Annotated in this window: 23 protein-coding genes and 1 pseudogene; 15 read left to right on the top strand and 9 right to left on the bottom strand. The window is 72.3% G+C overall.

What is annotated here, in order from left to right; all coding sequences use genetic code 11:
• Positions 1-8: 8 nt before the first annotated feature.
• Complete coding sequence (locus FB476_RS03820) at positions 9-1,865, bottom strand: LVIVD repeat-containing protein (RefSeq protein WP_202876890.1); 1,857 nt, start codon at positions 1,863-1,865, stop codon at positions 9-11.
• Positions 1,866-2,137: 272 nt separating this feature from the next.
• On the opposite strand from FB476_RS03820, the gene FB476_RS03825 reads away from it, so the two are divergent.
• The 7 genes and pseudogenes from FB476_RS03825 (at position 2,138) to FB476_RS03855 (ending at position 6,871) form a co-directional block, all read left to right on the top strand.
• The gene (locus FB476_RS03825) at positions 2,138-2,812 is read left to right on the top strand and encodes a DUF305 domain-containing protein (protein WP_141817609.1); all 675 of its coding nucleotides are present in this window, start codon (positions 2,138-2,140) and stop codon (positions 2,810-2,812) included.
• A 72-nt stretch (positions 2,813-2,884) separates the two neighbouring features.
• Complete coding sequence (locus FB476_RS17155) at positions 2,885-3,511, top strand: zinc-binding metallopeptidase family protein (RefSeq protein ID WP_337678332.1); 627 nt, start codon at positions 2,885-2,887, stop codon at positions 3,509-3,511.
• Positions 3,512-3,526: 15 nt separating this feature from the next.
• Positions 3,527-4,207 (top strand): annotated as a pseudogene (locus FB476_RS17160) (zinc-binding metallopeptidase family protein); the annotation flags it as partial.
• A 115-nt stretch (positions 4,208-4,322) separates the two neighbouring features.
• Positions 4,323-5,798: an AbgT family transporter gene (locus tag FB476_RS17165; RefSeq protein WP_337678333.1), complete on the top strand. Its 1,476-nt coding sequence runs from the start codon at positions 4,323-4,325 to the stop codon at positions 5,796-5,798.
• A gap of 4 nt (positions 5,799-5,802) precedes the next feature.
• Positions 5,803-6,123: a putative quinol monooxygenase gene (locus FB476_RS03845; protein ID WP_141817611.1), complete on the top strand. Its 321-nt coding sequence runs from the start codon at positions 5,803-5,805 to the stop codon at positions 6,121-6,123.
• Positions 6,124-6,185: 62 nt separating this feature from the next.
• Complete coding sequence (locus tag FB476_RS03850) at positions 6,186-6,560, top strand: DUF2200 domain-containing protein (protein WP_141817612.1); 375 nt, start codon at positions 6,186-6,188, stop codon at positions 6,558-6,560.
• Positions 6,557-6,871, top strand: coding sequence for a 2-polyprenylphenol hydroxylase (locus FB476_RS03855; RefSeq protein WP_141817613.1), 315 nt, complete (start codon positions 6,557-6,559; stop codon positions 6,869-6,871). Before FB476_RS03850 ends, FB476_RS03855 begins: the two co-directional genes overlap by 4 nt.
• A gap of 7 nt (positions 6,872-6,878) precedes the next feature.
• Here the strand turns inward: FB476_RS03855 and FB476_RS03860 are convergent, their stop codons facing one another.
• Both FB476_RS03860 and FB476_RS03865 read right to left on the bottom strand, forming a co-directional pair.
• Positions 6,879-7,283 carry a DoxX family protein gene (locus tag FB476_RS03860; protein ID WP_141817614.1) on the bottom strand — a complete coding sequence of 135 codons (405 nt, stop codon included), beginning with the start codon at positions 7,281-7,283 and terminating at the stop codon, positions 6,879-6,881.
• Between the two features lie 49 nt (positions 7,284-7,332).
• Positions 7,333-7,887, bottom strand: coding sequence for a dihydrofolate reductase family protein (locus tag FB476_RS03865; RefSeq protein WP_141817615.1), 555 nt, complete (start codon positions 7,885-7,887; stop codon positions 7,333-7,335).
• 107 nt (positions 7,888-7,994) lie between these two features.
• Here FB476_RS03865 and FB476_RS03870 point away from each other — a divergent pair, with 107 nt between their 5' ends.
• The 3 genes from FB476_RS03870 to FB476_RS03880 are packed head-to-tail and all read left to right on the top strand — an operon-like array spanning position 7,995 to position 11,870.
• Entirely contained in the window at positions 7,995-10,637 is a 2,643-nt protein-coding gene (locus FB476_RS03870) for a DEAD/DEAH box helicase (protein WP_141817616.1), read from the top strand.
• A 54-nt stretch (positions 10,638-10,691) separates the two neighbouring features.
• Positions 10,692-11,369 (top strand): hypothetical protein, encoded by a 678-nt coding sequence (locus tag FB476_RS03875; protein WP_141817617.1) that lies wholly within the window; start codon positions 10,692-10,694, stop codon positions 11,367-11,369.
• Between the two features lie 21 nt (positions 11,370-11,390).
• Positions 11,391-11,870, top strand: a complete 480-nt coding sequence (locus FB476_RS03880; protein WP_141817618.1) for a hypothetical protein — start codon at positions 11,391-11,393, stop codon at positions 11,868-11,870.
• A 10-nt stretch (positions 11,871-11,880) separates the two neighbouring features.
• Here the strand turns inward: FB476_RS03880 and FB476_RS03885 are convergent, their stop codons facing one another.
• Positions 11,881-13,887 (bottom strand): BCCT family transporter, encoded by a 2,007-nt coding sequence (locus FB476_RS03885; RefSeq protein ID WP_141817619.1) that lies wholly within the window; start codon positions 13,885-13,887, stop codon positions 11,881-11,883.
• 143 nt (positions 13,888-14,030) lie between these two features.
• On the opposite strand from FB476_RS03885, the gene FB476_RS03890 reads away from it, so the two are divergent.
• Positions 14,031-14,531: a metallophosphoesterase family protein gene (locus tag FB476_RS03890; protein WP_141817620.1), complete on the top strand. Its 501-nt coding sequence runs from the start codon at positions 14,031-14,033 to the stop codon at positions 14,529-14,531.
• Between the two features lie 34 nt (positions 14,532-14,565).
• On the opposite strand, the gene FB476_RS03895 is transcribed toward FB476_RS03890, so the two are convergent.
• Positions 14,566-14,808: a hypothetical protein gene (locus FB476_RS03895; RefSeq protein WP_141817621.1), complete on the bottom strand. Its 243-nt coding sequence runs from the start codon at positions 14,806-14,808 to the stop codon at positions 14,566-14,568.
• A 120-nt stretch (positions 14,809-14,928) separates the two neighbouring features.
• Between FB476_RS03895 and FB476_RS03900 the strand changes: the two genes are divergently transcribed.
• The 4 genes from FB476_RS03900 (at position 14,929) to FB476_RS03915 (ending at position 17,440) form a co-directional block, all read left to right on the top strand.
• Positions 14,929-15,303: a GntR family transcriptional regulator gene (locus tag FB476_RS03900; RefSeq protein WP_141817622.1), complete on the top strand. Its 375-nt coding sequence runs from the start codon at positions 14,929-14,931 to the stop codon at positions 15,301-15,303.
• On the top strand, positions 15,300-16,040 hold the full coding sequence (locus tag FB476_RS03905; RefSeq protein ID WP_141817623.1) for an ABC transporter ATP-binding protein: 741 nt from the start codon (positions 15,300-15,302) through the stop codon (positions 16,038-16,040). The genes FB476_RS03900 and FB476_RS03905 overlap by 4 nt, the downstream gene beginning before the upstream one ends.
• Positions 16,037-16,801, top strand: coding sequence for a hypothetical protein (locus FB476_RS03910; RefSeq protein ID WP_141817624.1), 765 nt, complete (start codon positions 16,037-16,039; stop codon positions 16,799-16,801). Before FB476_RS03905 ends, FB476_RS03910 begins: the two co-directional genes overlap by 4 nt.
• A gap of 102 nt (positions 16,802-16,903) precedes the next feature.
• Complete coding sequence (locus FB476_RS03915; protein ID WP_141817625.1) at positions 16,904-17,440, top strand: gamma carbonic anhydrase family protein; 537 nt, start codon at positions 16,904-16,906, stop codon at positions 17,438-17,440.
• A 39-nt stretch (positions 17,441-17,479) separates the two neighbouring features.
• On the opposite strand, the gene FB476_RS03920 is transcribed toward FB476_RS03915, so the two are convergent.
• Genes FB476_RS03920 through FB476_RS03935 form a run of 4 tightly spaced genes read right to left on the bottom strand, consistent with a single transcriptional unit; the run spans position 17,480 to position 20,009 of the window.
• Positions 17,480-17,860, bottom strand: coding sequence for a nitrile hydratase accessory protein (locus FB476_RS03920; RefSeq protein WP_202876891.1), 381 nt, complete (start codon positions 17,858-17,860; stop codon positions 17,480-17,482).
• Complete coding sequence (gene nthB / locus FB476_RS03925) at positions 17,857-18,498, bottom strand: nitrile hydratase subunit beta (protein WP_141817627.1); 642 nt, start codon at positions 18,496-18,498, stop codon at positions 17,857-17,859. The genes FB476_RS03920 and nthB overlap by 4 nt, the downstream gene beginning before the upstream one ends.
• Positions 18,495-19,160 carry a nitrile hydratase subunit alpha gene (gene nthA / locus FB476_RS03930; protein WP_141817628.1) on the bottom strand — a complete coding sequence of 222 codons (666 nt, stop codon included), beginning with the start codon at positions 19,158-19,160 and terminating at the stop codon, positions 18,495-18,497. The genes nthB and nthA overlap by 4 nt, the downstream gene beginning before the upstream one ends.
• Before the next feature lie 9 nt (positions 19,161-19,169).
• Positions 19,170-20,009: a DUF72 domain-containing protein gene (locus tag FB476_RS03935; protein ID WP_202876892.1), complete on the bottom strand. Its 840-nt coding sequence runs from the start codon at positions 20,007-20,009 to the stop codon at positions 19,170-19,172.
• Positions 20,010-20,139 lie beyond the last annotated feature (130 nt).

Genomic DNA, 20,139 nt, shown 5'->3' on the forward strand with positions numbered 1-20,139 from the left:
TGGTGCTGTCAGGCCAGGTCGGCCATCAGCGACTGGAGCGCGGCGTGCAGCTTGGCCTGCCACGGGTCGCGGGTGTCGAGCTGGTTGGACGCGGCGCGCAGCTGCGCGATCGCGTTCTTGGCGTTCTTGCCGGAGGCCTCCTGGGCCTTGTCGACCATCTTCTCGACGTTGGCCAGCTTGTTGGCCTTGATGTCGCCGTCACGCTTCACCTGGTCCAGGTGGGCCCGGACGACCTCGAAGCTCGGCTCCCAGACGTACTGGCGCATCGACATCGCGTTGTGCTCGGCGAGCTTGACCGTCCTCGCGGCGGCCAGCTCGTTGGCCGTCAGGTCGGCGGTCGGGTTGACCTTGAGCACGTCCAGGCCACGGATGATGCCGTTGCCGTAGGCCTGGCCGTTGTACCAGTAGGCCGACCAGTAGCCCTCGCCACCGTCACCGTTGCCGTAGTCGAAGTAGCCGATCTCCCGCGGGTTGGCGGGGTCGGTGAAGTCGAACATCGACGCACCGCCGGAGTACCAGGCCTGGACCGCGATGTCACGGCCGGGCACCGGGAGGATGTTCGCCTGGTGGGCGACGCAGATCTCGCTGGTGTTCTGGGCGGCCGGGAGCTTGTAGTAGCTCTGGAACTCGAGCTGGGGCTTGGGGCCGCTGCGGTCGATGGTGAAGATCGCGTTGGCGCCCCACTCCATGCGGTGGTGCGGCATGCAGCGGGCACCGCCGCCACCGCCCCACTCGTCGGTGAACATGACGGTGGTGCCGTCGTTGTTGAAGTTGGCCGAGTGCCAGTAGGAGAAGTTCTCGTCCGAGGCGACGTCGAGGCGGACCGGGTCGGCCGGGTTCGAGATGTCGATGAGGATGCCGTTGCCCTGGCACGCGCCGGCGGCCAGCCCGATCTCCGGGTAGACCGTGATGTCGTGGCAGGTGTTGGTGTTCGGGCTCGGCGAGTAGCCGGTGCCGGCCGGCGAGCAGGAGTTGGACGCCGGGTTGGCCGGGTTGGGCGTGGTGCTGCACGGGTGGCCGGAGCGGGTCGGGCCGTTCTGCAGGCCGTTGACCGCGCCGGTCTCCTCGTCGGCGAAGAGACGCCACTCCTTGACGACCTCGGCGGCGGCGGGGTTCTTCACCGGCACCTTGATGATCTCGATCATCCACTGCGAGGGGTTGGGGCTGGTCGCGCTGGTCTGCTGGCAGCGGCCGGCCTCGAAGCCGTTCGGGGTGTGCACGGCCTCGTTGACGTTGCGCTGGCTGGAGGTGCCGTTGTTGTAGATGTAGACGTGGTCGGGGTCGTTGGGGTCCTCGACCAGCCGGTTGGTGTGCGAGCCGCGGCAGGTCTGGATGACGGCCACCTGACGCGGCTTCGTCAGGTCGGAGATGTCCCAGATGCGGACGCCGCGCATGCGCTCGGGGTTCGGCGTGTTCGCGTTGCCGGCGCCCTGCGACCCGCAGTCGACGCGGCCGCTGGTCTGCTCCACGGAGGTGAACATCAGGTTGCCGTGGACGTTCACGTCACCCTGGCCGCCCGGGCACAGGACGGTCGCCTTGACGACGGGCTTCGCGGGGTTGGACACGTCGATGACGTTGAAGCCGTTGTAGTGCCCCTGGATGACGTGGTCGCGGGTGAACGCCATGTCGGAGTGGTAGCTGGTGTTGAGCGGGGCCTGGCGCGGGACGTGCGCGAGCAGCTCCATGCCCTTGCCGGCGGTGTTGTCACCGGTCAGCGAGTAGCGGGGGTCGCTGGTGTCGGGGTAGCTCGCGTCGGCCGCGCTGGCACCGGCGGGGACCATCCCGACCAGCAGCGCCGCGGAGGCGATCAGCGAGAGGAATCCGCGCCCCCGCGCGGCTCGTCTCGACGTTCGGTGGATACGCATCGTTGGGTACGGACCTTTCGTCGGGTCTGGGCCAGGGCGCCGGGGCCGCAGACCTGCCTGCAGGGGCCACGCACCTCCTGCTCCGTCGCAGGTGCCCTCGCTGGGGGACGTGGCTGCGGTTGAGCCTAGGGGCAGGAAGGGTTGCGCCGCAACGTTTCCGCCATGTAACACGGCGTGCGCTAGGGTGACCCCGGGCCGGCTCCGTGCAGTCGGCCTCTACTGCCCGGAGCCGTGGGCTCCGGGTCGACCAAGGTTCGCGAGGAGGCGATTTCGTGGTGCGCAGATCGACGGCCGCGGCAGCGGTCCTCGCTGCCGTGATCGTGCTCGGCGGCTGCTCCGGCGAGGAGGAGCAGGCCATGCCGGACACCCCGATCCTCCAGGCCGGCGCGCCCGGGGAGGACCCGGTCCTCCTGACCGAGATGCCGAGCATCGCCGAGCCCGAGATCACGACCGACGACGTCGACTTCGTCCGCCACATGATCGCCCACCACGGGCAGGCGCTGCAGATGACGGCGCTCGTGCCGGACCGCTCGTCGCGCGAGGACGTCCCGCTCTTCGCCGAGCGGCTCCACCTCAGCCAGGAGGACGAGATCCGGCTCATGGAGGAGTGGCTGGACGAGCACCGCCTCGAGGTCCTGCGTCTCGACGAGAAGTCCGGAGGGCATGCGGGGCACGTCGACATGGCGACCATGCCCGGCGTGATCACCGAGGAGCAGCTGGCGGCGCTCGAGGCCGCGTCCGGCGAGGAGTTCGACCGGATGTTCCTCGAGCTCATGTACGCCCACCACGAGGGCGCCCTGACCATGGTCGAGGAGCTGTGGGCGGGCGACTTCAGCGGTGAGGTCCGCCTCAACAATCTCATCCGCGAGATCGACTCCGACCAGCGGATCGAGATGGACCGCATCAACCAGATGCTGGCCTCGATGGGCCCTGCCGACCAGGGCTGATCGCCCCGCCCTGCGGGCGCAGGTGCCGGTTCGATGCATAACCCGGCGTACTTTCGCCTAGCTTGGCGTCACATGGATCGAACGCAGCCGAGCCGTGCCTACCTCGACCACCTGAGCGGGGAGACCGCTGCCCGGATGGCGTCCGCCACCCCGACGACGAGCGCCCACAGCGGCGCCCACGAGGCCGTGGCCGCCCGTCTGGAGCAGCACGTCGAGGCCCACCGCGAGGCACTCGAGCACGTCGTCGCCTCGCTGCACGCCCACCCCGAGACGGCCTTCCAGGAGCACCGCAGCGCGCGGACGCTCGTCGAGGTCCTCGAGCGTGCCGGGGCGACCGTCACCACCGGCGCCGGCGGGGTCGAGACCGCCTTCCGTGCCGAGGTGGGGGCGGGCGATGGCCCGACGATCGCGATCCTGGCCGAGTACGACGCACTGCCCGAGGTCGGGCACGCCTGCGGTCACAACGTCATCGCCGCGACCGGCGTCGGTGCCTTCCTCGGCTGGCCGACCTGCTCCGCGAGCAGCCCGGTGCGGTGCCCGGCCGGGTCGTGCTCCTCGGCGCGCCCGCCGAGGAGGGCCACTCCGGCAAGGAGCTCATGGCCCGCGGCGGCGCCTTCGACGACGTCGACGCCGCGATCATGGTGCACCCCTACGGCTACGACCTGGCCGACCAGGTGTGGCTCGGTCGCCGCCTCCTGACCGACCTTCTCCGGGAAGCCGGCCCACGCCTCGGCCCAGCCCTTCATGGGCCGCAACGCCCTCGACGCGGCGACGCTGGCCTACCAGGCCGTCGGTCTGCTGCGCCAACAGCTGCCGCCCTCGGACCGCGTCCACGCCGTCATCGCCTCCGGCGGGGCCCGTGCCAGCGTCATCCCGGAGCGGACCGTCGTCGACCTCTACGCCCGGTCGAAGTATCCCGACACGCTCCAGGACCTCAGCCGCCGCCACGACGACATCGCCGAGGGCGCCGCGCTCATGACCGGCACCACCGTCGAGATCCACTGGGACGAGCACGCCCCCTCGCTGCCGGTGCGCACCAACGGCGCACTCACCGACCGGTGGGTCGAGGCCCAGCGGCGTCGCGGCCGCGACCCCCTGCCCGCCGGCACGGTCTCCGAGACCATCGCCGCCTCGACCGACTTCGACAACGTCAGTTATCGCGTGCCCGGCATCCACCCGCTGATCAAGATCTCCTCGCCCGAGGTCGCCCTGCACACCCGCGGCTTCGCCGAGGCGGCCGCCAGCAAAGCCGCCCGCGAGGCGGCGCTCGACGGTGCCGTCGGCCTGGCCCTGACCGCGCTCGACTACCTCGCCGACCCGCAGCTGCGCGCGGCCGTGCACGAGGAGTTCGAGGCCGCCGGCGACGCCACCGACGTCGAGCACCACTTCGACTGAGGCCCGCCGCGTCCCGGACCGGCGCCTCGAACCCATCCGGCACACCGCATACCCCGTCCCTGCCCCGAACCCCGGCACGACCCCGCCCCCAGACACCCGACCCGAGAGGCCGACCGTGACCGCCACGTCTGCGGCCACGACCCGGACCGACCGCATCCTCAACGGCATCGAGCGTGCCGGCAACAAGCTGCCCGACCCGTTCCTGCTCCTCGTCTACCTCTTGGTCACCGTGCTGCCGATCATCCTGGCGGTCGGCGTCGCGGAGAAGTCCGGCCTGCTCGCCGCGCTCATCCGCAAGACCTTCGCCTCCTCGCCGCCGTGGGCGCTGCCCTACGCCGTGGGTGTGGTCGGCGTGCTCGGCTCGATCATGCCCGACGCCGCCTTCGTGGACATCCCGCCGCTGGCGGCGATGGTCTTCGCCGCCGGCCGTCACCCGGTGGCCGGCCTGCTCGGCGGCTTCGCCGCGACCGGCGCCAGCTACTCGACCTCGCTGGTCGTGACCTCGCTCGGCGCCCTCTTCGCCGGCATCACCACGGCGGTCACGGGCAGCCTGCCCAACCCGGGCGACCCCGTGACGCCGCTGTCCAACTACTACTTCAACGTCGTCTCGGCCCTCCTGCTCATGGCGCTGGCCGGACTGCTCATCGACAAGGTGCTCGAGCCGCGGCTCGTGCGCCAGGACGTCCCGCGCGAGCAGGTCGTCGACGAGGAGGGGGAGACCGCCGAGCCGGTGCCCGAGGCCGAGCTGTCCCCGCTCGAGAGCAGGGCGCTGGTCCGGGCCGGTCTCGCCGCGCTCGTCGTGGCGCAACGAGGACGGTGCCTTCCTGCCGCGCTCGCCGCTGCTGAGCTCGATCGTCTTCGTCGTCTCACCCAGATCCTCACCCCGCTCAACCCGGAGATGAGCAAGGTCGACCAGCTCACCCGGCTCCGCGCGGCCGGCATCGAGACCCAGCGCACCGTCGCCGCGATCGGGCGGGCCAACGTGGTCGAGGCGGCCCGTTCCATCCCCGCGCCCTTCGTCATCAAGCACAACCAGGGCGGCAAGGGCCTGGGCGTGCGCCGCTTCGACGACCACGACGCGCTGGCCGCGCACGTCGCCTCGGCCGAGTTCGAGGAGCCGCAGGACGGCATCACGCTGGTCCAGGAGTATGTCGTGGCCGCCCGCCCGAGCATCACCCGCGTGGAGATCGTGGGCGGCGAGTTCGTCTACGCCATCGAGGCCGACACCGCGCGCGGCGGCTTCCAGCTGTGCCCCGCCGACGCCTGCGAGATCGACCCGACGACCGGCCAGCCGATCATGCCGCCGGGGGCCACCATCGCGCCGGAGCCGGGGCAGCAGCTCTTCTCGCTGCGCGAGGGCTTCGACCACCCGATCATCGAGCGCTACCTGGCGTTCGCGCGGGCCAACGCGATCGAGGTCTGCGGCATCGAGTTCATCGAGTCGCAGGACGGGCGCATCCTCACCTACGACGTCAACACCAACACCAACTACAACGCCGCGATCGAGCAGGTGGCGCCGCGCTCGGCCCCGCTGGCCCTCGCGCGCTACCTCCGGTCCCTCGCCGAGCAGAACGCCACCCTGGGAGGATGAGGCCATGTATCTCATCGTCGTGAAGTTCCCGGTCAAGCCCGAGTCCGTCGACAGCTGGACGGAGATCGTCGCGGACTACACCGCCGCCTGCCGCGCCGAGGAGGGCAACCTCTTCTTCGAGTGGTCGCGGAGCCTGGAGAACCCCTCCGAGTTCGTGCTCGTCGAGGGGTTCACCGACGAGGGCGCGACAGCCCACGTCCAGAGCCCGCACTTCCAGCAGGGCATCGACGCGATGCGCCCGCACCTCACCGCCACGCCCCGGATCGTCTCCCGCCAGGTCGACGGGAACGGCTGGGACGAGATGGGCGAGCTCAAGATCGACTGAGGTCGCACGCTGCTGGCGCCGGACGGGTCCCGTCCGGCGCCAGGGCGGCCTACGCTGACGGGATGAGCCGCATCTTCCGTATGGCGTTCGCCGACGTCTACCCCCACTACGTCACCAAGCTGGAGCGCAAGGGTCGCACGGTCGCCGAGCTGCACCAGGTGATCGAGTGGCTGACCGGCTTCGACGAGGCCGCGCTCGAGCACCACCTGCAGGAGCGGACCCTCTTCCCGGACTTCTTCGCCGCGGCCGAGCTCAACCCCGCCGCGTCCCTGATCACCGGCAGCATCTGCGGCTACCAGGTGCAGGAGATCGAGGACCCGCTCATGCGGCAGATCCGCTACCTCGACAAGCTCGTCGACGAGCTGGCCAAGGGCCGGCCGATGGAGAAGGTGCTGCGGACCCCGGTCGAGGCTGCCGCCGAGGTCCCCTCGGCGTGAGCGGCGAGGACGGGCCCGACGAGGACGAGCACTGGCTGGTCGTCGACGGCCGGCGCTGGCGGCGTCAGGACCCCGCGCTCCCGGACGAGGTCGCGGAGCGGCTCCTGTCGCACCTGGGTCGTGGCCGCTCCGGCGTGCGGTCGCTGAAGCGGGCTGGGGAGGACCCGGCGCCGGCCCGGCGCCGCGTCGACCTGGCCAAGCACGGTCTCGGCGAGCGCGGCACGCCCTGGTGGGAGCAGGACGAGACCGGGCGTCGGACGCGGTGGGAGGACGCGCTCGCGGCGCTCGACGCGCTGGACGAGGACGTGTAGGCCTGGCTCAGCCCGAGTGGCGTCCGCGACGGGAGAAGAACCCACCACCGTAGAGCGCCCACAGCACGAGCAGGGGCTGGAAGAACAGCCGCACCAGCCGCTTGCGGTCGGTGTCGAGCCCGAAGGCGTCGATGCCCTCGACGTATTGGCCCACGTTGCCGGGGAAGATCGCCACGAAGAAGGTCGCGAGCAGGCCGCCGACCAGCCGCCTGCGGCGTGGCAGCGCGAGGAAGGCCGCGCCCAGCCCGATCTCGACCACGCCGGAGCCCACGACCGTCAGGTCCTCGTCGAGCGGGAACCACTCGGGCACCTGCGCCTGGAACTCCTCGCGCTGCGTGGTCAGGTGCAGGATCCCGGCGCCGACCATGGCGGCTCCCAGGGCGACGCGGGCGAGGGTCCGGGGCAACGACATACCGCGAGTGTAGGAACGGCACGGCGGCCGCGGAGGATGAACGGCGACGTCAGCGGCGCACCGCGTAGCAGGCCAGCGTCACGCCGTTGCCGTAGGTGGCCGACTCGACCAGCCGGAGCCGCTGCGTGCCGCCCTCGCCGAAGAGCCGCTTGCCGCTGCCGAGGAGGAGCGGGAAGACGAGCAGGTGGTATCGGTCGACCAGGCCCTCGGCCGCGAGCGAGCGGGCGAGGGTGGCGCTGCCGTGGACGTAGATCGGGTCGCCCTCGCCCTCCTTGAGGCGGCGGACGTCGTCGAGGGACCGGAGCACCTCGCCGGGCCAGGTGGGGTCGGTCTCGTCCAGCGTGCGGGAGACGACGTAGCGCGGCAGGGAGTTGTAGCGCGCGAACTCCTCCATCGACGGCCAGTGGGGCGCGAACTCCTCGTAGGTCACGCGGCCGAGCAGCAGGCAGCCCGCCTCGCGCTGCTCCCGGTCCTTGAGCTCGTAGACCGCGTCGTCGTGGTCGACGGCCCGAAAGGTCCACCCCGCCTCGGGGTGGTCTCCGCCGCCGGGGGAGTCGACGATCCCGTCCAGGGTGATGAACTCGGTGACGATCAGGGTCCGCACGGCACTCTCCTCGTTTCGCTGCAGGTCGCTCGAGGAGGTAGACACCGGTCGGCCGAGGGACTCATCGGCCTGGGGGAGCCGCTGCCGCCCGATAGGGTTCCGAGGTCATGGACCGGCAGGAGCGCGCGCGGCTGCGCGAGGTCGTCGCGGACGCCGGCCTGCTCGCACCGGTGGCCCGCCGCGTCGTCGAGCACCGAGCCGCCACCTCGGGCGCCGGGGAGCAGGCCCGCGAGGCGTTCGCGGGTCGCGTCGTCGAGGTCCACCCGCCGGGGCAGGTGCACTGGCGGGTGCTCCCGCTCGCTCCCGGCGACGAGGAGGGTCTGGGCCGGGTGGCGGGCGCGGCCGGGCTGGTCGAGCTCGACGAGCAGCAGGCCGGGCTCCTCGACGAGCTGGCCCGCACGGTGCCCGCCGACGTGGAGCGCACGCGGGTGCTCGGGCCGGTGCGCCGCCTCTTCACCGGGCCCGCGCGGCGCCAGGAGGCGAGGGAGGCGGCCGAGCGGCTCCTGACGCGGCACCCGCTCTGGGCGGGGGAGGGGCTGCGCCGGCTGCTCGACCGCTGCGACGCCCAGGGGCGCGAGCCAGCATTCCCGATGTCCCTGACCCAGGCGCTCTCGCCCTCCGTCGGCCTGCGTGACGCGCTCGGACGGCCCCCGGACCGGGCCGAGGTCGTGGCGTTCGAGGGCGGAGGGCTGGTCGCCGCCCTGCCGCTGCTGGCGTCCGTGATCCCGCGGGAGCAGGCGGCCCGGGAGCAGGTGCTCGCCGCCGGCGGGGCGGTGCGCGAGGCCGTCGCCCGACGACTGCTGGAGGAGATGCCCGTCGAACGGCTGCGCGAGGCCACCAACGAGCGGATCCGGGTCGGTGCCCTCGAGGCCGCCGGTCTGACCACGGTCCAGGACGTCCTGGAGCGCGGCGCGCCCCTGGCGTCGCTGCCCGGCGTCGGAGAGGTGACGGCCCGGCGCATCCAGGGCGCCGCGGCGACCCTGGCCACCCTGGCGCGGGACGGCGCGAGCGTCACCGTCGACCCGCACGACCGCACCCCGGAGGCGACGCGCCTGCTGACGGCACTGCATACCTGGGAGGTGCTGCGGCAGGCGGCGAAGACCACCGACGTCATCGCCCTGGCCCAGTCGCTCGAGCCGCTGGCCGCGACGATCCCGCCCGGGGCCACCCACCTGGCCGTGCTGGGCTACGGCGCCACCCCGAAGGACCTGCTCGAGCTGCTGGCGCCACTGCCCGGCCGGGCCCGGGAGCTCGCGGACGCGTTGGACCGGGCGATGACGGGCGAGGCGTGGGACGACTTCCTGCGCCGCCCGACCGACTACTTCTCGTTGCTCTCCGAGCTAGGCCTGGTCGAGGAAACCGGCACCTACGGCGACCTGCCCGACGACGTGGTCGAGGCGGTGCGCGAGCAGGCGCTGGACACCAGGCTGCTGCGGGTCTCGCTGCGCGGCTACCAGAGCTTCGCCGCCCGCTTCGCCCTCGTCCGGCGCAAGGTGCTCATCGGCGACGAGATGGGCCTGGGCAAGACGATCGAGGCGCTCGCGGTCCTCACCCACCTCGCCGCGGACCGCGGGCGCTGGTTCCTCGTCGTCTGCCCCGCCTCGGTGCTGACCGGCTGGACCAGGGAGATCGCGCTGCGCACCGAGCTCGACGTCCGGCGGCTGCACGGACCGGAGAGGGACGCCGAGGCCCGGCGGTGGCGGCGCGACGGCGGCGTGGCCGTGACCACCTACTCCACCCTCGGCCGGATCCAGGAGCACCTCGACGGCTTCGAGCTCGACGCGCTCGTCGTCGACGAGGCGCACTACGTCAAGAACCCCGGCGCCGGCCGGTCGCGCCGGGTCCGGGCGCTCGCCGCCCGCACGCAGCACGTCGTCCTGCTCACCGGCACGCCGCTGGAGAACCGGGTCGAGGAGTTCGCCTCCCTCGTCGAGATGCTGCAGCCGGACCTCCTCGACGTCGAGACCGCCACGCCGGTGGAGTTCCGTCGGGCGGTGGCGCCGGTCTACCTGCGGCGCAACGTCGAGGACGTGCTCGTCGAGCTGCCCGAGCTCGTCGAGGTCGACGACTGGCTGGAGCTGTCGACAGCCGACCACGAGGCCTACCGCGAGGCGGTCGAGAGGGGGAGCTTCCAGGACATGCGCCGGGCCGCCTTCCGCTCGGGCGCGGCCTCGGCGAAGCTGGCCCGGCTGGTCGAGATCGTCGAGGAGGCCGAGGACAACGGTCGCCGCGTGATCGTCTTCTCCCACTTCCGCGAGGTGCTCGACGCGGTCGCCAGGGCGCTGCCCGGCCGGGTCTTCGGCCCGCTGACCGGCTCGCTGCCGGCCGAGCGCCGGCAGGAGGTGGTCGACGAGTTCTCGGTCGCCCGGGGCGGGGCGGTGCTCGTCGCCCAGATCCAGGTCGGCGGGGTCGGGCTCAACATCCAGGCCGCCTCCGTGGTCGTCATCTGCGAGCCGCAGGTCAAGCCCACGACCGAGTGGCAGGCGATCGCCCGTGCCCGACGCATGGGTCAGCTGGAGTCGGTCCAGGTGCACCGGCTGCTCGCCGAGGACAGCGTCGACGAGCGGATGGTCGAGATCCTCTCGGGCAAGAGCGACATCTTCCACGCCTTCGCCCGCATCAGCGACACCGCGCAGAGCGCGCCCGAGGCGTATGACGTGAGCGAGGCCGACCTCGCCCGTCGCGTGATCGAGGCGGAGCGTCGCCGGCTGCTGGGCGCGCCGGCGGACAAAGCACCGTGGCCAGCGTGAACCTCTCGCCAGCCCTTCCTAGACCTCCAGCCTGCCCCGTGGCACCCTCCTGGCATGGTCTTCAACGGCAGGAGCGACAGCGGTCCGTGGACCAAACGGGTGCGGATCGACCGGTCGAGGACGCAGGCTGCGGTCGACGGAACCAAGGGCGACGGCACCGACCTCGTCTCGATCGTCAACGCGCAGCTCGACAGGTGCGCAGCGGAGATCGCCCGGCGTTCCACGACGCAGCAGACTATCCAAGCGGGTGCGATCAGCGCTGCAGCCGGGTTGGGAGCGGCGGTGATCGGGGGCTTCACACCCTTGGTTCTCCTGCTCCTGCCGATCATCAGCGTCTCCCTGGGCAGCCAGTGGCTCGACCACCACCGCACGATCGGACGCATCGGAACCTACGCGGCGGAAGAGCTGGAACCCGCGCTCCATCGCCGGATGGCGTCGGTGCCGGCCGCCCCACAGCTGTGGGAGGGTTACTGGCGCCAGCGTCAGACCCGGCGCACTAGCAAGCACATCTGGGCCATCCCGGTCCTCACGATCTTCTACGGGCTGCCGATTCTCGCTCTCGCCATCGCGATCCCGAGCGCGCTGCTTCACCCAGCAGAAGCTGCCCCAGAAAACTTGCCTACGTTCAGCATCGGCACATGGCCCAGAGTGCTATGGGGTTTCGGCGTCCTGCTGACCGTCCATGGTCTGTACACCGCGTGGCGCACCCTGTTTCCCAGGACGGGGGCCTGATCGATGGTCCCCAGCGGTGCTGTGGACGACATCGAGACGTTTCGCGACCTGTTCGGTCCGCCCGTAGTCCGGTCCTTGCTGGACTGGGAGGCGCTTCTCCGGCTGCGTCCAGCGGTGACGACTCAGGTAATGGTGTCCGCGGAATCGATCGGGGGTCTCCGCACGACCTGGTACCTCGACGAGACCGGGGCCGGCGAGGTCGATTACGCAACATCATCGTGCCCCCCGATCACGGTCGCTGAGGCAGCCGCCCGACTCCACGACCTCGACCCTGCGCGCCAGCGTCATCTGGACGCCACTGCGCGGCACCTCGGCACGCAGGCAATCCTGGCGCCCTTGTACCGGCTGAACCATCACGATCTCCTGATCCTCGACGGCAATCACAGGCTTGTCGCGGCCTATCTACGAGGCACGGAGGTCCGGGTTCTCGCGATGATCCTTCACGGCCCCCTCGACCCGCAGGTGCTCCCCGACCTGGCCTTCTGGGCACCAGGTCACTGAGCCGGTCGGTCTAACGTCGCTCCGCTTCCTCTGAGGACGAATCGGTCGCCGCGGCTGGCCCCGAGGCTTCGCCGCTTTCGGCCTGCTGGTCGACGAACTCCTGCGACGCCTCGAACTCCGGGGTGTCGAAGACCTCGCCGGCGAGCGGGTCCTCGGTGCGCGGCTCCACCTCGACGGCACCGGTCTCGGGGTCGACGTGCACCTCGTCCTGCCGCAGCCGGCGCAGGTTGACGATCCGCGGGGTGGGGCCGTCCCCGCCCTCGGCCTCGGGCGGCACGGGCAGGCCGTCGAGGGTGGTCGACACCCCGCGCAGCTCCTCCCACCAGCGGCGCCGCGCGGCCGGCACCGCCCCGGGAGCCGCCACCGGCACCTGGGCGGCGTCGGCCGGGACACCCTGCGGGGTGGACTCCAGCACCTGGACGTAGAGCGGCATGGTGGCCACCTCGTGGCGGAAGGCCTTGAGCAGCGAGAGACAGCCGAGCACGAGGATGACCGAGAAGGGCGCGGCCGTCGAGACCGAGAGGGTCTGCAGGGCCGTCAGCGCCACGTCACCGCCGGCCACGAGCAGCACGGCCGCGGCCGCGCCCTCCAGGACGGCCCAGTAGGTGCGGGTGACCGGCGAGGTGCTGGTGCTCCCACCGCTGGCGAGCATGTCGATGACCAGCGACCCGGAGTCGGAGGACGTGACGAAGAAGAGGATGACGACGACGATCGCGATCACGCTGAGCACCGTGGTGAGCCCGCCGGGCATCGACTCGAAGAACTGGAAGAGCGCGGTCGTGCTGTCGACGGTCAGGTCACCGGTCTCCGGGTCGGGGGTGGCCAGGCTGCCCTGCTCCTGCTGGAAGAGGATCGCGCTGTCGCCGAAGACCGTGAACCACAGCAGGCTGACGAGGGTCGGGGCGAGCAGCACGCCGAGGACGAACTCCCGGATGGTGCGGCCGCGCGAGATCCGGGCGATGAACATGCCGACGAAGGGCGCCCAGCTCGTCCACCAGCCCCAGTAGGCGATCGTCCACGCCGCCTCCCAACCGTCGCTGGAGTAGCGGCCGACGTGGAAGGCGGTCTCGGGCAGCTGCACCAGATAGCTGCCGAGGTTCTCGGGGAAGGCCTGCAGCAGGAAGACCGTGGGCCCAAGGACGAAGACCGTGAGGGCGAGCAGGGCGGCGATGCTCATGTTGGTGTTGGACAACCACTTCAGGCCCTTGTGGACGCCGGTGACGACCGACCAGACGGCGATGAGCGTGATGCCGGTGATGAGCCCGATGATGAGCAGCGGCGAGCTCTCGGCCCACCCGAGGTGCTCCAGCCCGCCGAGGATCTGGCTGACGCCGAAGCCGAAGGAGGTGGCGACGCCGAAGAGCGTGCCGACGATCGCCACGGTGTCGATGGCGTGGCCGATCCAGCCCTCGACCCGCTTGCGCCCCAGCAGCGGCTCGAGCAGCCACCGCACCGCGAGCGGGCGCCCGCGCCGGAACGACATGTAGGCCAGGCCCAGGCCGACGACGGCGTAGATGGCCCACGGGTGCAGGCCCCACTGGAGCATGAGCAGGCCCACCGAGTCCTGGGCCGCACCCAGGGACTCGGGCTCGTTGCCGAAGGCCTCCGGCGGGAGCACGTAGTGGGACAGCGGCTCGGCGACGCCGAAGAAGACCAGGCCGATCCCCATGCCCGCGCTGAAGAGCATGAGGAACCACGAGACGACGCCGAACTCGGGCCGCTCGTCGTCCCGGCCCAGCCGGATCCGACCGACGCGCGAGACCGCGCAGTAGATCGTGAACGCGAGGAAGATGTTGACCGCGATGACGTACCACCAGCCGACCGAGTCGGTCACGACCTCGTTGACCCGGGCGGTCGCCTCGTCGAGCGTCTCGCCCGCGACCCGGCTGAAGATGATGGTGCCCGCCAGCAGCGCGAGGATCACGACCGAGGCTGGCAGGAAGACGGGACGCAGGATGCCGGCCAGTGGTCCCGCGTCGGTGTCCGGTCGGTCGGGGGCGGACGGCGGTGCGCTCATGGGACGGCTCCTCCTGGAGGGGCGGGCGGCGGTCACGGGTGGGCGGCGGAGGCCCTTCCAGACTGCCATCCTGGCACAGCGGCCCGCCGTCCTGCGCAAGCGCGAGGCCCCCGGGGGCCATCCGTCCCGGCTAGCGTGGGGCCGTGACCGACCCCCTCCGCGTCCTGATCATCGCCGACACCCACGTGCCGAAGCGGGCTCGCGACCTGCCCGTGCGGGTGTGGGAGGAGGTCGCGGCGGCCGACGTCGTCATCCACGCCGGCGACTGGGTCGAACCGGCCCTGCTCGACGCCCTGGAGGAGAAGGCTGCCCGGCTGGTGGCGGTCTGGGGCAACAACGACGGCGCCGAGCTGCGGTCGCGGCTGCCCGAGGTGGCGCGCGTCGAGCTCGGCGGGTTGCGCTGGGGCGTGGTGCACGAGACCGGCGCGAGGACCCGTCGCGAGGAGCGGATGCGCGCGGCCCATCCCGACCTGGACGTGCTCGTCTTCGGGCACAGCCACATCCCGTGGGACAGCGAGCACGACGGTCTGCGGCTGCTCAACCCGGGCTCGCCGACGGACCGGCGGCGCGAGCCGTCGTGCACCTACCTGACCTGCCGAGTCGGTGGCGGCGAGCTCACCGAGGTGACGCTCCACCGCCTCTGACCGCGGGGCCGACCCGGCAGAGGTGGGCAGGGGCTCAGTCCGGCGCGACGTCGCTCTCGTCGGCGTGCCGGCGCTCGGCGTCGCCCTCCTGGCTCGGCTCGTTGATGTCGACCGCGTCGGTGTCCGTGGTGGTGTTGACGTCCGGGGTGTCGGGCACGCTGTCGGCCCCGCCCTGCGAGGTCTCGGCGCCGAGCGAGCCGGAGCCGCCCTCGGAGACCGTGCCCTGCGCGTCGTCGGAGTCGTGCCCGTCGTGGTGCTCGTGCTGGGAGTCGCTCATCCCGCCACGGTAGGCCCGGTCCGCCCCACGCACGCGCCGGAGCGGCGCGGGGTTGACGCGTGCCGACCTCTGTGGTTCATTAGTCATGTAATGAACCACAGAACATGGAGAGGACGCGCCATGAGTGCCGAGTCGGTCGAGCCGTTCGACGACCGGACGCCGATCTACCAGCAGATCGCCGACCGTCTGCGCACCGCGATCCTCTCCGGGGCGCTGGAGGAGGGGGACCAGGTCATGTCGACCACGCAGTACGCCACCACCCACCGCATCAACCCGGCCACCGCGGCCAAGGCGATGAGCACCCTCGTGGAGGAGGGGCTGCTCCACAAGCGCCGCGGCCTGGGGATGTTCGTCTCGCCCGGCGCGCGCCAGCGCCTGCAGGAGCAGCGCCGGGCCACCTTCTGGGACGAGACCCTCGCTCCCGTCCTCGCCGAGGCCCGCGCGCTCGGCATCACACCCGACCAGCTCGTCACCTACATCCAGGAGCAGCAGTGAATACGCCGCTGGGCGTCGAGATCGACGCCGTCACCCACCGATTCCGCGGCACCGAGGCCCTCACGGACGTCAGCCTGACGATCCGGCCCGGCACGATCACCGGGCTCGTGGGGCGCAACGGAGCCGGCAAGACCACCCTGCTCTCGCTCGTCGCCGGGCTCCGCCCGGCCCAGACCGGGTCGGTGCGGGTCGGAGGGCGCGAGGTCTGGGAGGACCCGTCCGTCACCTCGCGCGTCTGCCTCGTCCGCGAGCGCGGCGGGGTGCTCGAGGACCAGCGGATACGCCATACCCTCCGCATCCAGGCGGCGCTGCGCCCGCACTGGGACCAGGGGTATGCCGAGCGCCTCCTCGACCGCTTCGAGGTGCCGCTGCGCAAGACCCCCGAGCACCTCTCCCGCGGCCAGCGCTCGATCCTGGGCGCGGTGATCGGGCTCGCCTCGCGCGCCGAGGTCACCCTGCTCGACGAGGTCTACCTGGGCATGGACGCCGTGGCGCGGAGGACCTTCTACGACGAGCTGATGGCCGACTACCTCGCCCACCCCCGCACGATCGTCCTCTCCTCCCACCTGCTCGACGAGGTGGAGGACCTCTTCGAGGACGTCGTCGTGCTCGACCGCGGCCGGGTCGTCGCCGCCGGCGACGCCGACGAGGTGCGCCAGCAGCACTCGACCGCCGGTCGCCTCGCCTCGCTCACCGACGTCCTCGTCGACGTCAGCACCGGAAGGACCCCGTCATGACCACCACCGAGATCCCGACCGCCCGGACCCCGGGCGCCGTGCCGCAGTGGCGGGCCGTCGGCCGGCTGCTCACCGCCGAGGCCCTGACCAACCTGCTCTTCACCACCGGCGTCCTGCTCGGCGTCTCAGGCCTGGCGGCGCTGATGAGCTGGTGGCGCGGCTGGCGGTTGCAGCTCGACGCCGACGTCGACGGCTTCCTCGTCGGCTTCACCGCCGACGGCGTGGGGGCGCCGCTGATCTCGTGGCTGCTGCTCGTGGCGATCGGCGTCGCCCTGTCGGGCATCGCCAACGTCGTCGTCCTGGCGTGCCGCACCAGGGTGCTGGTCGTCGCCGGCGCCACCCGTCGCTCGATCGCGCTCGGGCTGCTCCTCACCACGGCCGCCACCGCGCTGTGGTCGCTGCTCGTCGCCGCGGTGGTCCTCCTCGTGGTGGGCGGCGGCGTCGACGGCGCGGCCTCGCTGGTCGGGGCCGACGGTGCGGGCGGGCTCGCGCTCGCCGGGCTCGCCGGCCTGGGCAGCTACGCCATGCTCACCATGCTCTCCCTCCTCGTCGTCGCGCTCTTCCTGCGCTGGCCGTGGTGGGTGGGCGTCAGCGCCCTCGTGCTCGTGTGGGGGCTCGTGCCCCTCGCGATCGCGCTGACCCGGCCGGGGCTGGCGGCCGCGCTCGACGAGCTCGGCGACCGCGGGGCGACGGGCTACGCCGTCGCCCTCGTGGCCGCAGCCCTCGCCTGGCTGGTCGTGCGACGGGCACCGGTGCGCTGACACCGGCGTCGTGCCGGGGCGCCTGGTTCGCCCCGGCGCCCGCTCCGGCAGGATGGGTGGTGCGGGCGCGGCCGCGCCCGGACCACCGTGCGAGGAGAGACGATGACGACGACCGGACTGGTGCTGGCCCTGGGCGACCGCCGCCCCGAGATCCACCCCGACGCCTGGCTGGCGCCGCACAGCGTGGTGAGCGGGAGCGTGACCATCGGTGCGGGCAGCAGCGTCTGGTACGGCGCGTCCCTGCGCGGCGACAACGAGCAGATCACCGTGGGCGAGCGGGCCAACTTCCAGGACAACGTCGTGGTCCACGCCGACCCGGGCCACCCGGCCGTCGTGGGCGACGACGTCTCGGTCGGTCACGCCGCGGTGCTCCACGGCTGCACCGTCGGCAGCGGCACCATCGTCGGGATGGGCGCGGTCGTGATGAACGGCGCCGTCATCGGCGAAGGCTGCCTGGTCGCCGGGGGAGCCGTGGTCCTCGAGGGTATGGAGATCCCGCCCGGTTCCCTCGTGGCCGGCGTCCCGGCCAAGGTGCGCCGCGAGCTCACCGAGGAGGAGCGGGCCGGCCTGATGCGTGGCATCTCGCACTACCCCGAGCTGGCGACGCGGCACCGCGCGGCGCTGGCCGAGCAGGACTGAGGGGCCCGGCCGGCGGGGCTGCCGGCGGGACCCGGACCGTCAGGACCGCGGCTGGAGCTCGATCGGCCGCCCGTGCGGCGTGCGCGCCGCGGCGTCGTGCCAGGCCTGCGTGGTCGCCTCGACCTCCGCGGGGGCGGCCACGCCGCGTGCCGCGAGCACGTCCTCGAGCGCGTCGGCCCAGCGCAGGTAGTAGTCGCTCCCGTCGGGGGCGCCGTCGGCGACCCGGCGGCTCAGCGCCTGCGCCCACTCGGGCCAGGTGAAGAGGCCGTTCTCGTGCAGCACGACGGTCATGGCGAAGACCTGCGCCTGCCAGGGCTCGGCGAAGACCTGCTCGTCGCTGCCGGCCGGCGGCAGCGGGAGCGCGTCGCCGCAGCTCGCGGCGATCTGCGCCAGGGTCGTCGCCGCGTCCACGTCGCTCACGCGACCTCCTCCAGGTAGGGCTCCCACGCGTCCACGGACACGGTCAGGGTCGGGTCGGCGTCCTCGCCCCACAGCTCGCGGCCGTCGAAGTCGACCGTGTAGAGCCATTCGGGCTCGGGGTCGGGGCGGGTGCCGAGCGGGGCGGCGTTGCGGTCGGGGAAGACGTGCGGTCCGCGCACGGCGATCACCGTGCCGACCTTGCCGCGGGCGTAGCGCGGCAGCCGGGTGTGCCCGACCGGGTTGAGGTTGCGGGTGCGCACCCGCTGGCCCACGGCATACCGGGCCGGGCGGTCGGTGGGCCGGACGTAGCTGCCGCGCGAGGAGAAGGCGGTGACGAGCTCCTCGGCCGTGCGCGCCCGCACGCCCTCCGGCGGGTCCTCCAGCAGCCCCAGCTCCTCGATCGTGTTCTCGAGGGCGGCCTGCCAGATCTCGTAGTAGCTGCTCGAGAGGTACTGCGCCGGCGGGAGCTTCTCGCGCTGGTGGCGCATCTGGTCGATGTTCCACAGCCCCAGGGCACCCACGGCCAGGGTCACCGCCAGGGTGCGGCGCTCCCAGTCCTCGTGGATGGGCGGCTCGTCGACCTCGGGCAGGACCGGGCCGAAGCTCTGCATCCCTCCCAGGTCGTGGACGCCGTTCACGGCGCGACCTCCTCCGGGCGCAGGGCGAGGCCGGTGCCGATCATGCTGTCGCGGGTGACCAGCTCGGCGAGCCGCTCCTCGGTCAGGCCCTCGGTGCCCTCCGGCCGCATCGGCAGCACGAGGTAGCGGACCTCGGCGGTGGAGTCCCACACCTTGATCCGGGTGCCCTCCGGCAGCGTCACGCCGAAGTCGGCGAGCACGCCGCGCGGGTCGATGACCGCCTTGGCGCGATAGGCCGGCGACTTGTACCAGACCGGCGGCAGCCCCAGCACGGGCCACGGGTAGCAGGAGCACAGCGTGCAGACGACCATGTTGTGCTGCTCGGGGGTGTTCTCGACCACGACCATGTGCTCGCCCTGGCGCCCGACGTGCCCGAGCGAGGCGATGGCCTCGTCGGCGTCCTCGAGCAGCCAGGCGCGGTAGTCGGGGTCGGTCCACGCGCGGGCCACCACCTGGGCGCCGTTGTGGGGGCCGACCTCCTGCTCGTAGCGCTCGACGACCGCGTCGAGCGCGGCCCGGTCGACCAGCCCGCGCTCGGTCAGCAGCGTCTCCAGCGCACGGACGCGGGCGTCCATCGGGGAGAGCGTGCTGAACTCTTCCTCGTCCGAGCCGTGGTCGTGGGAGTGGCCGTGCGAGTGGGAGTGGGAGTGGTCGGAGCCCATGGCCGGACGTTATCGCACCGGCCCGACCCACAGGATCCGGGCCAGGCGCAGGGCGTCGTGGGGCGCGTGGACCTTGGCGTCGTTGTCGAAGTAGACGTAGACGTCGGCCTCCCGCGACCAGCGTCGGACCCGCTCCGCCCAGGTCTGCAGCGCCTCCTCGGAGTAGCCGCTGGTGTAGAGCTCGGTGTCGCCGTGCAGCCGCACGTAGACCACCGGGCTGGTCACCTCGTCGAAGTAGGGCCACAGCCCGGCGGCGTCCGCGACGACCACCCCGACGCGGTGACGTCGCAGCAGGTCGAGGAACTCGGCGTTGCCGTCGAAGGTGGGGTGGCGCACCTCGAGCACGTGCTCCAGCGGGCGGTCCGGCTCCGCCGTCTCGAGGTATGCCGGTTCCCGCAGCCGGTCGTCGTGCCCACGCCCCAGCTCGGCCGCCTCGCCGTGGGTCCGGGGCAGCCGGGCGAGGAAGTCGTCCAGCCGCTCGGCGTCGTAGCGGAGCCGCGGGGCGAGCTGCCACAGGACCGGGCCCAGCTTGGGCCCGAGCGCCAGCGGCCCGGACGCGACGAAGTTGGCCAGCGCCGTCCCGACGTCGCGGAGCTTGAGCATGTGGGTGATGTAGCGGCTGCCCTTGACCGCGAAGACGAAGTCCTCGGGGGCCTGGGACGCCCAGGCCTGGTAGGAGCTCGGGCGCTGCAGGGAGTAGAAGGAGCCGTTGATCTCGATCGTCCTCAGCAGGCCCGTGGCGTGCTCGAGCTCGCGGCGCTGGGGCAGCCCTCGCGGGTAGAAGGCGCCGCCGCGCCAGGGGGCGTAGCGCCAGCCGGAGATGCCCACCCGGACCTCGTGCGTGGTCACCGCACCGAGTCTGGTGCGGGTGCGGACGCGGCGCACCCGGAAGGGCCGGGGCTTGACACCGCTCCGCGACAGCCCCCAGACTGCCGTGAGAGCGCTCTCACGGATCGGCCCGGCGGATGGGCAGGGTGCT

It is taken from the genome of Ornithinimicrobium humiphilum, assembly GCF_006716885.1.
Lineage (GTDB): Bacteria > Actinomycetota > Actinomycetes > Actinomycetales > Dermatophilaceae > Ornithinicoccus > Ornithinicoccus humiphilus.

What these genes read in the sequence shown, in the direction of transcription:
- FB476_RS03870 (WP_141817616.1), top strand. Translation starts at nt 7,995, where the DNA reads ATGGACCGGCAGGAGCGCGCGCGGCTGCGCGAGGTCGTCGCGGACGCC.
- FB476_RS03895 (WP_141817621.1), bottom strand. Translation starts at nt 14,808, where the DNA reads ATGAGCGACTCCCAGCACGAGCACCACGACGGGCACGACTCCGACGAC.
- FB476_RS03910 (WP_141817624.1), top strand. Translation starts at nt 16,037, where the DNA reads ATGACCACCACCGAGATCCCGACCGCCCGGACCCCGGGCGCCGTGCCG.
- FB476_RS03915 (WP_141817625.1), top strand. Translation starts at nt 16,904, where the DNA reads ATGACGACGACCGGACTGGTGCTGGCCCTGGGCGACCGCCGCCCCGAG.
- FB476_RS03900 (WP_141817622.1), top strand. Translation starts at nt 14,929, where the DNA reads ATGAGTGCCGAGTCGGTCGAGCCGTTCGACGACCGGACGCCGATCTAC.
- FB476_RS03860 (WP_141817614.1), bottom strand. Translation starts at nt 7,283, where the DNA reads ATGTCGTTGCCCCGGACCCTCGCCCGCGTCGCCCTGGGAGCCGCCATG.
- FB476_RS03850 (WP_141817612.1), top strand. Translation starts at nt 6,186, where the DNA reads ATGAGCCGCATCTTCCGTATGGCGTTCGCCGACGTCTACCCCCACTAC.
- nthA (WP_141817628.1), bottom strand. Translation starts at nt 19,160, where the DNA reads ATGGGCTCCGACCACTCCCACTCCCACTCGCACGGCCACTCCCACGAC.
- FB476_RS03845 (WP_141817611.1), top strand. Translation starts at nt 5,803, where the DNA reads ATGTATCTCATCGTCGTGAAGTTCCCGGTCAAGCCCGAGTCCGTCGAC.
- FB476_RS03885 (WP_141817619.1), bottom strand. Translation starts at nt 13,887, where the DNA reads ATGAGCGCACCGCCGTCCGCCCCCGACCGACCGGACACCGACGCGGGA.
- FB476_RS03820 (WP_202876890.1), bottom strand. Translation starts at nt 1,865, where the DNA reads ATGCGTATCCACCGAACGTCGAGACGAGCCGCGCGGGGGCGCGGATTC.
- FB476_RS03875 (WP_141817617.1), top strand. Translation starts at nt 10,692, where the DNA reads ATGGTCTTCAACGGCAGGAGCGACAGCGGTCCGTGGACCAAACGGGTG.
- FB476_RS17155 (WP_337678332.1), top strand. Translation starts at nt 2,885, where the DNA reads ATGGATCGAACGCAGCCGAGCCGTGCCTACCTCGACCACCTGAGCGGG.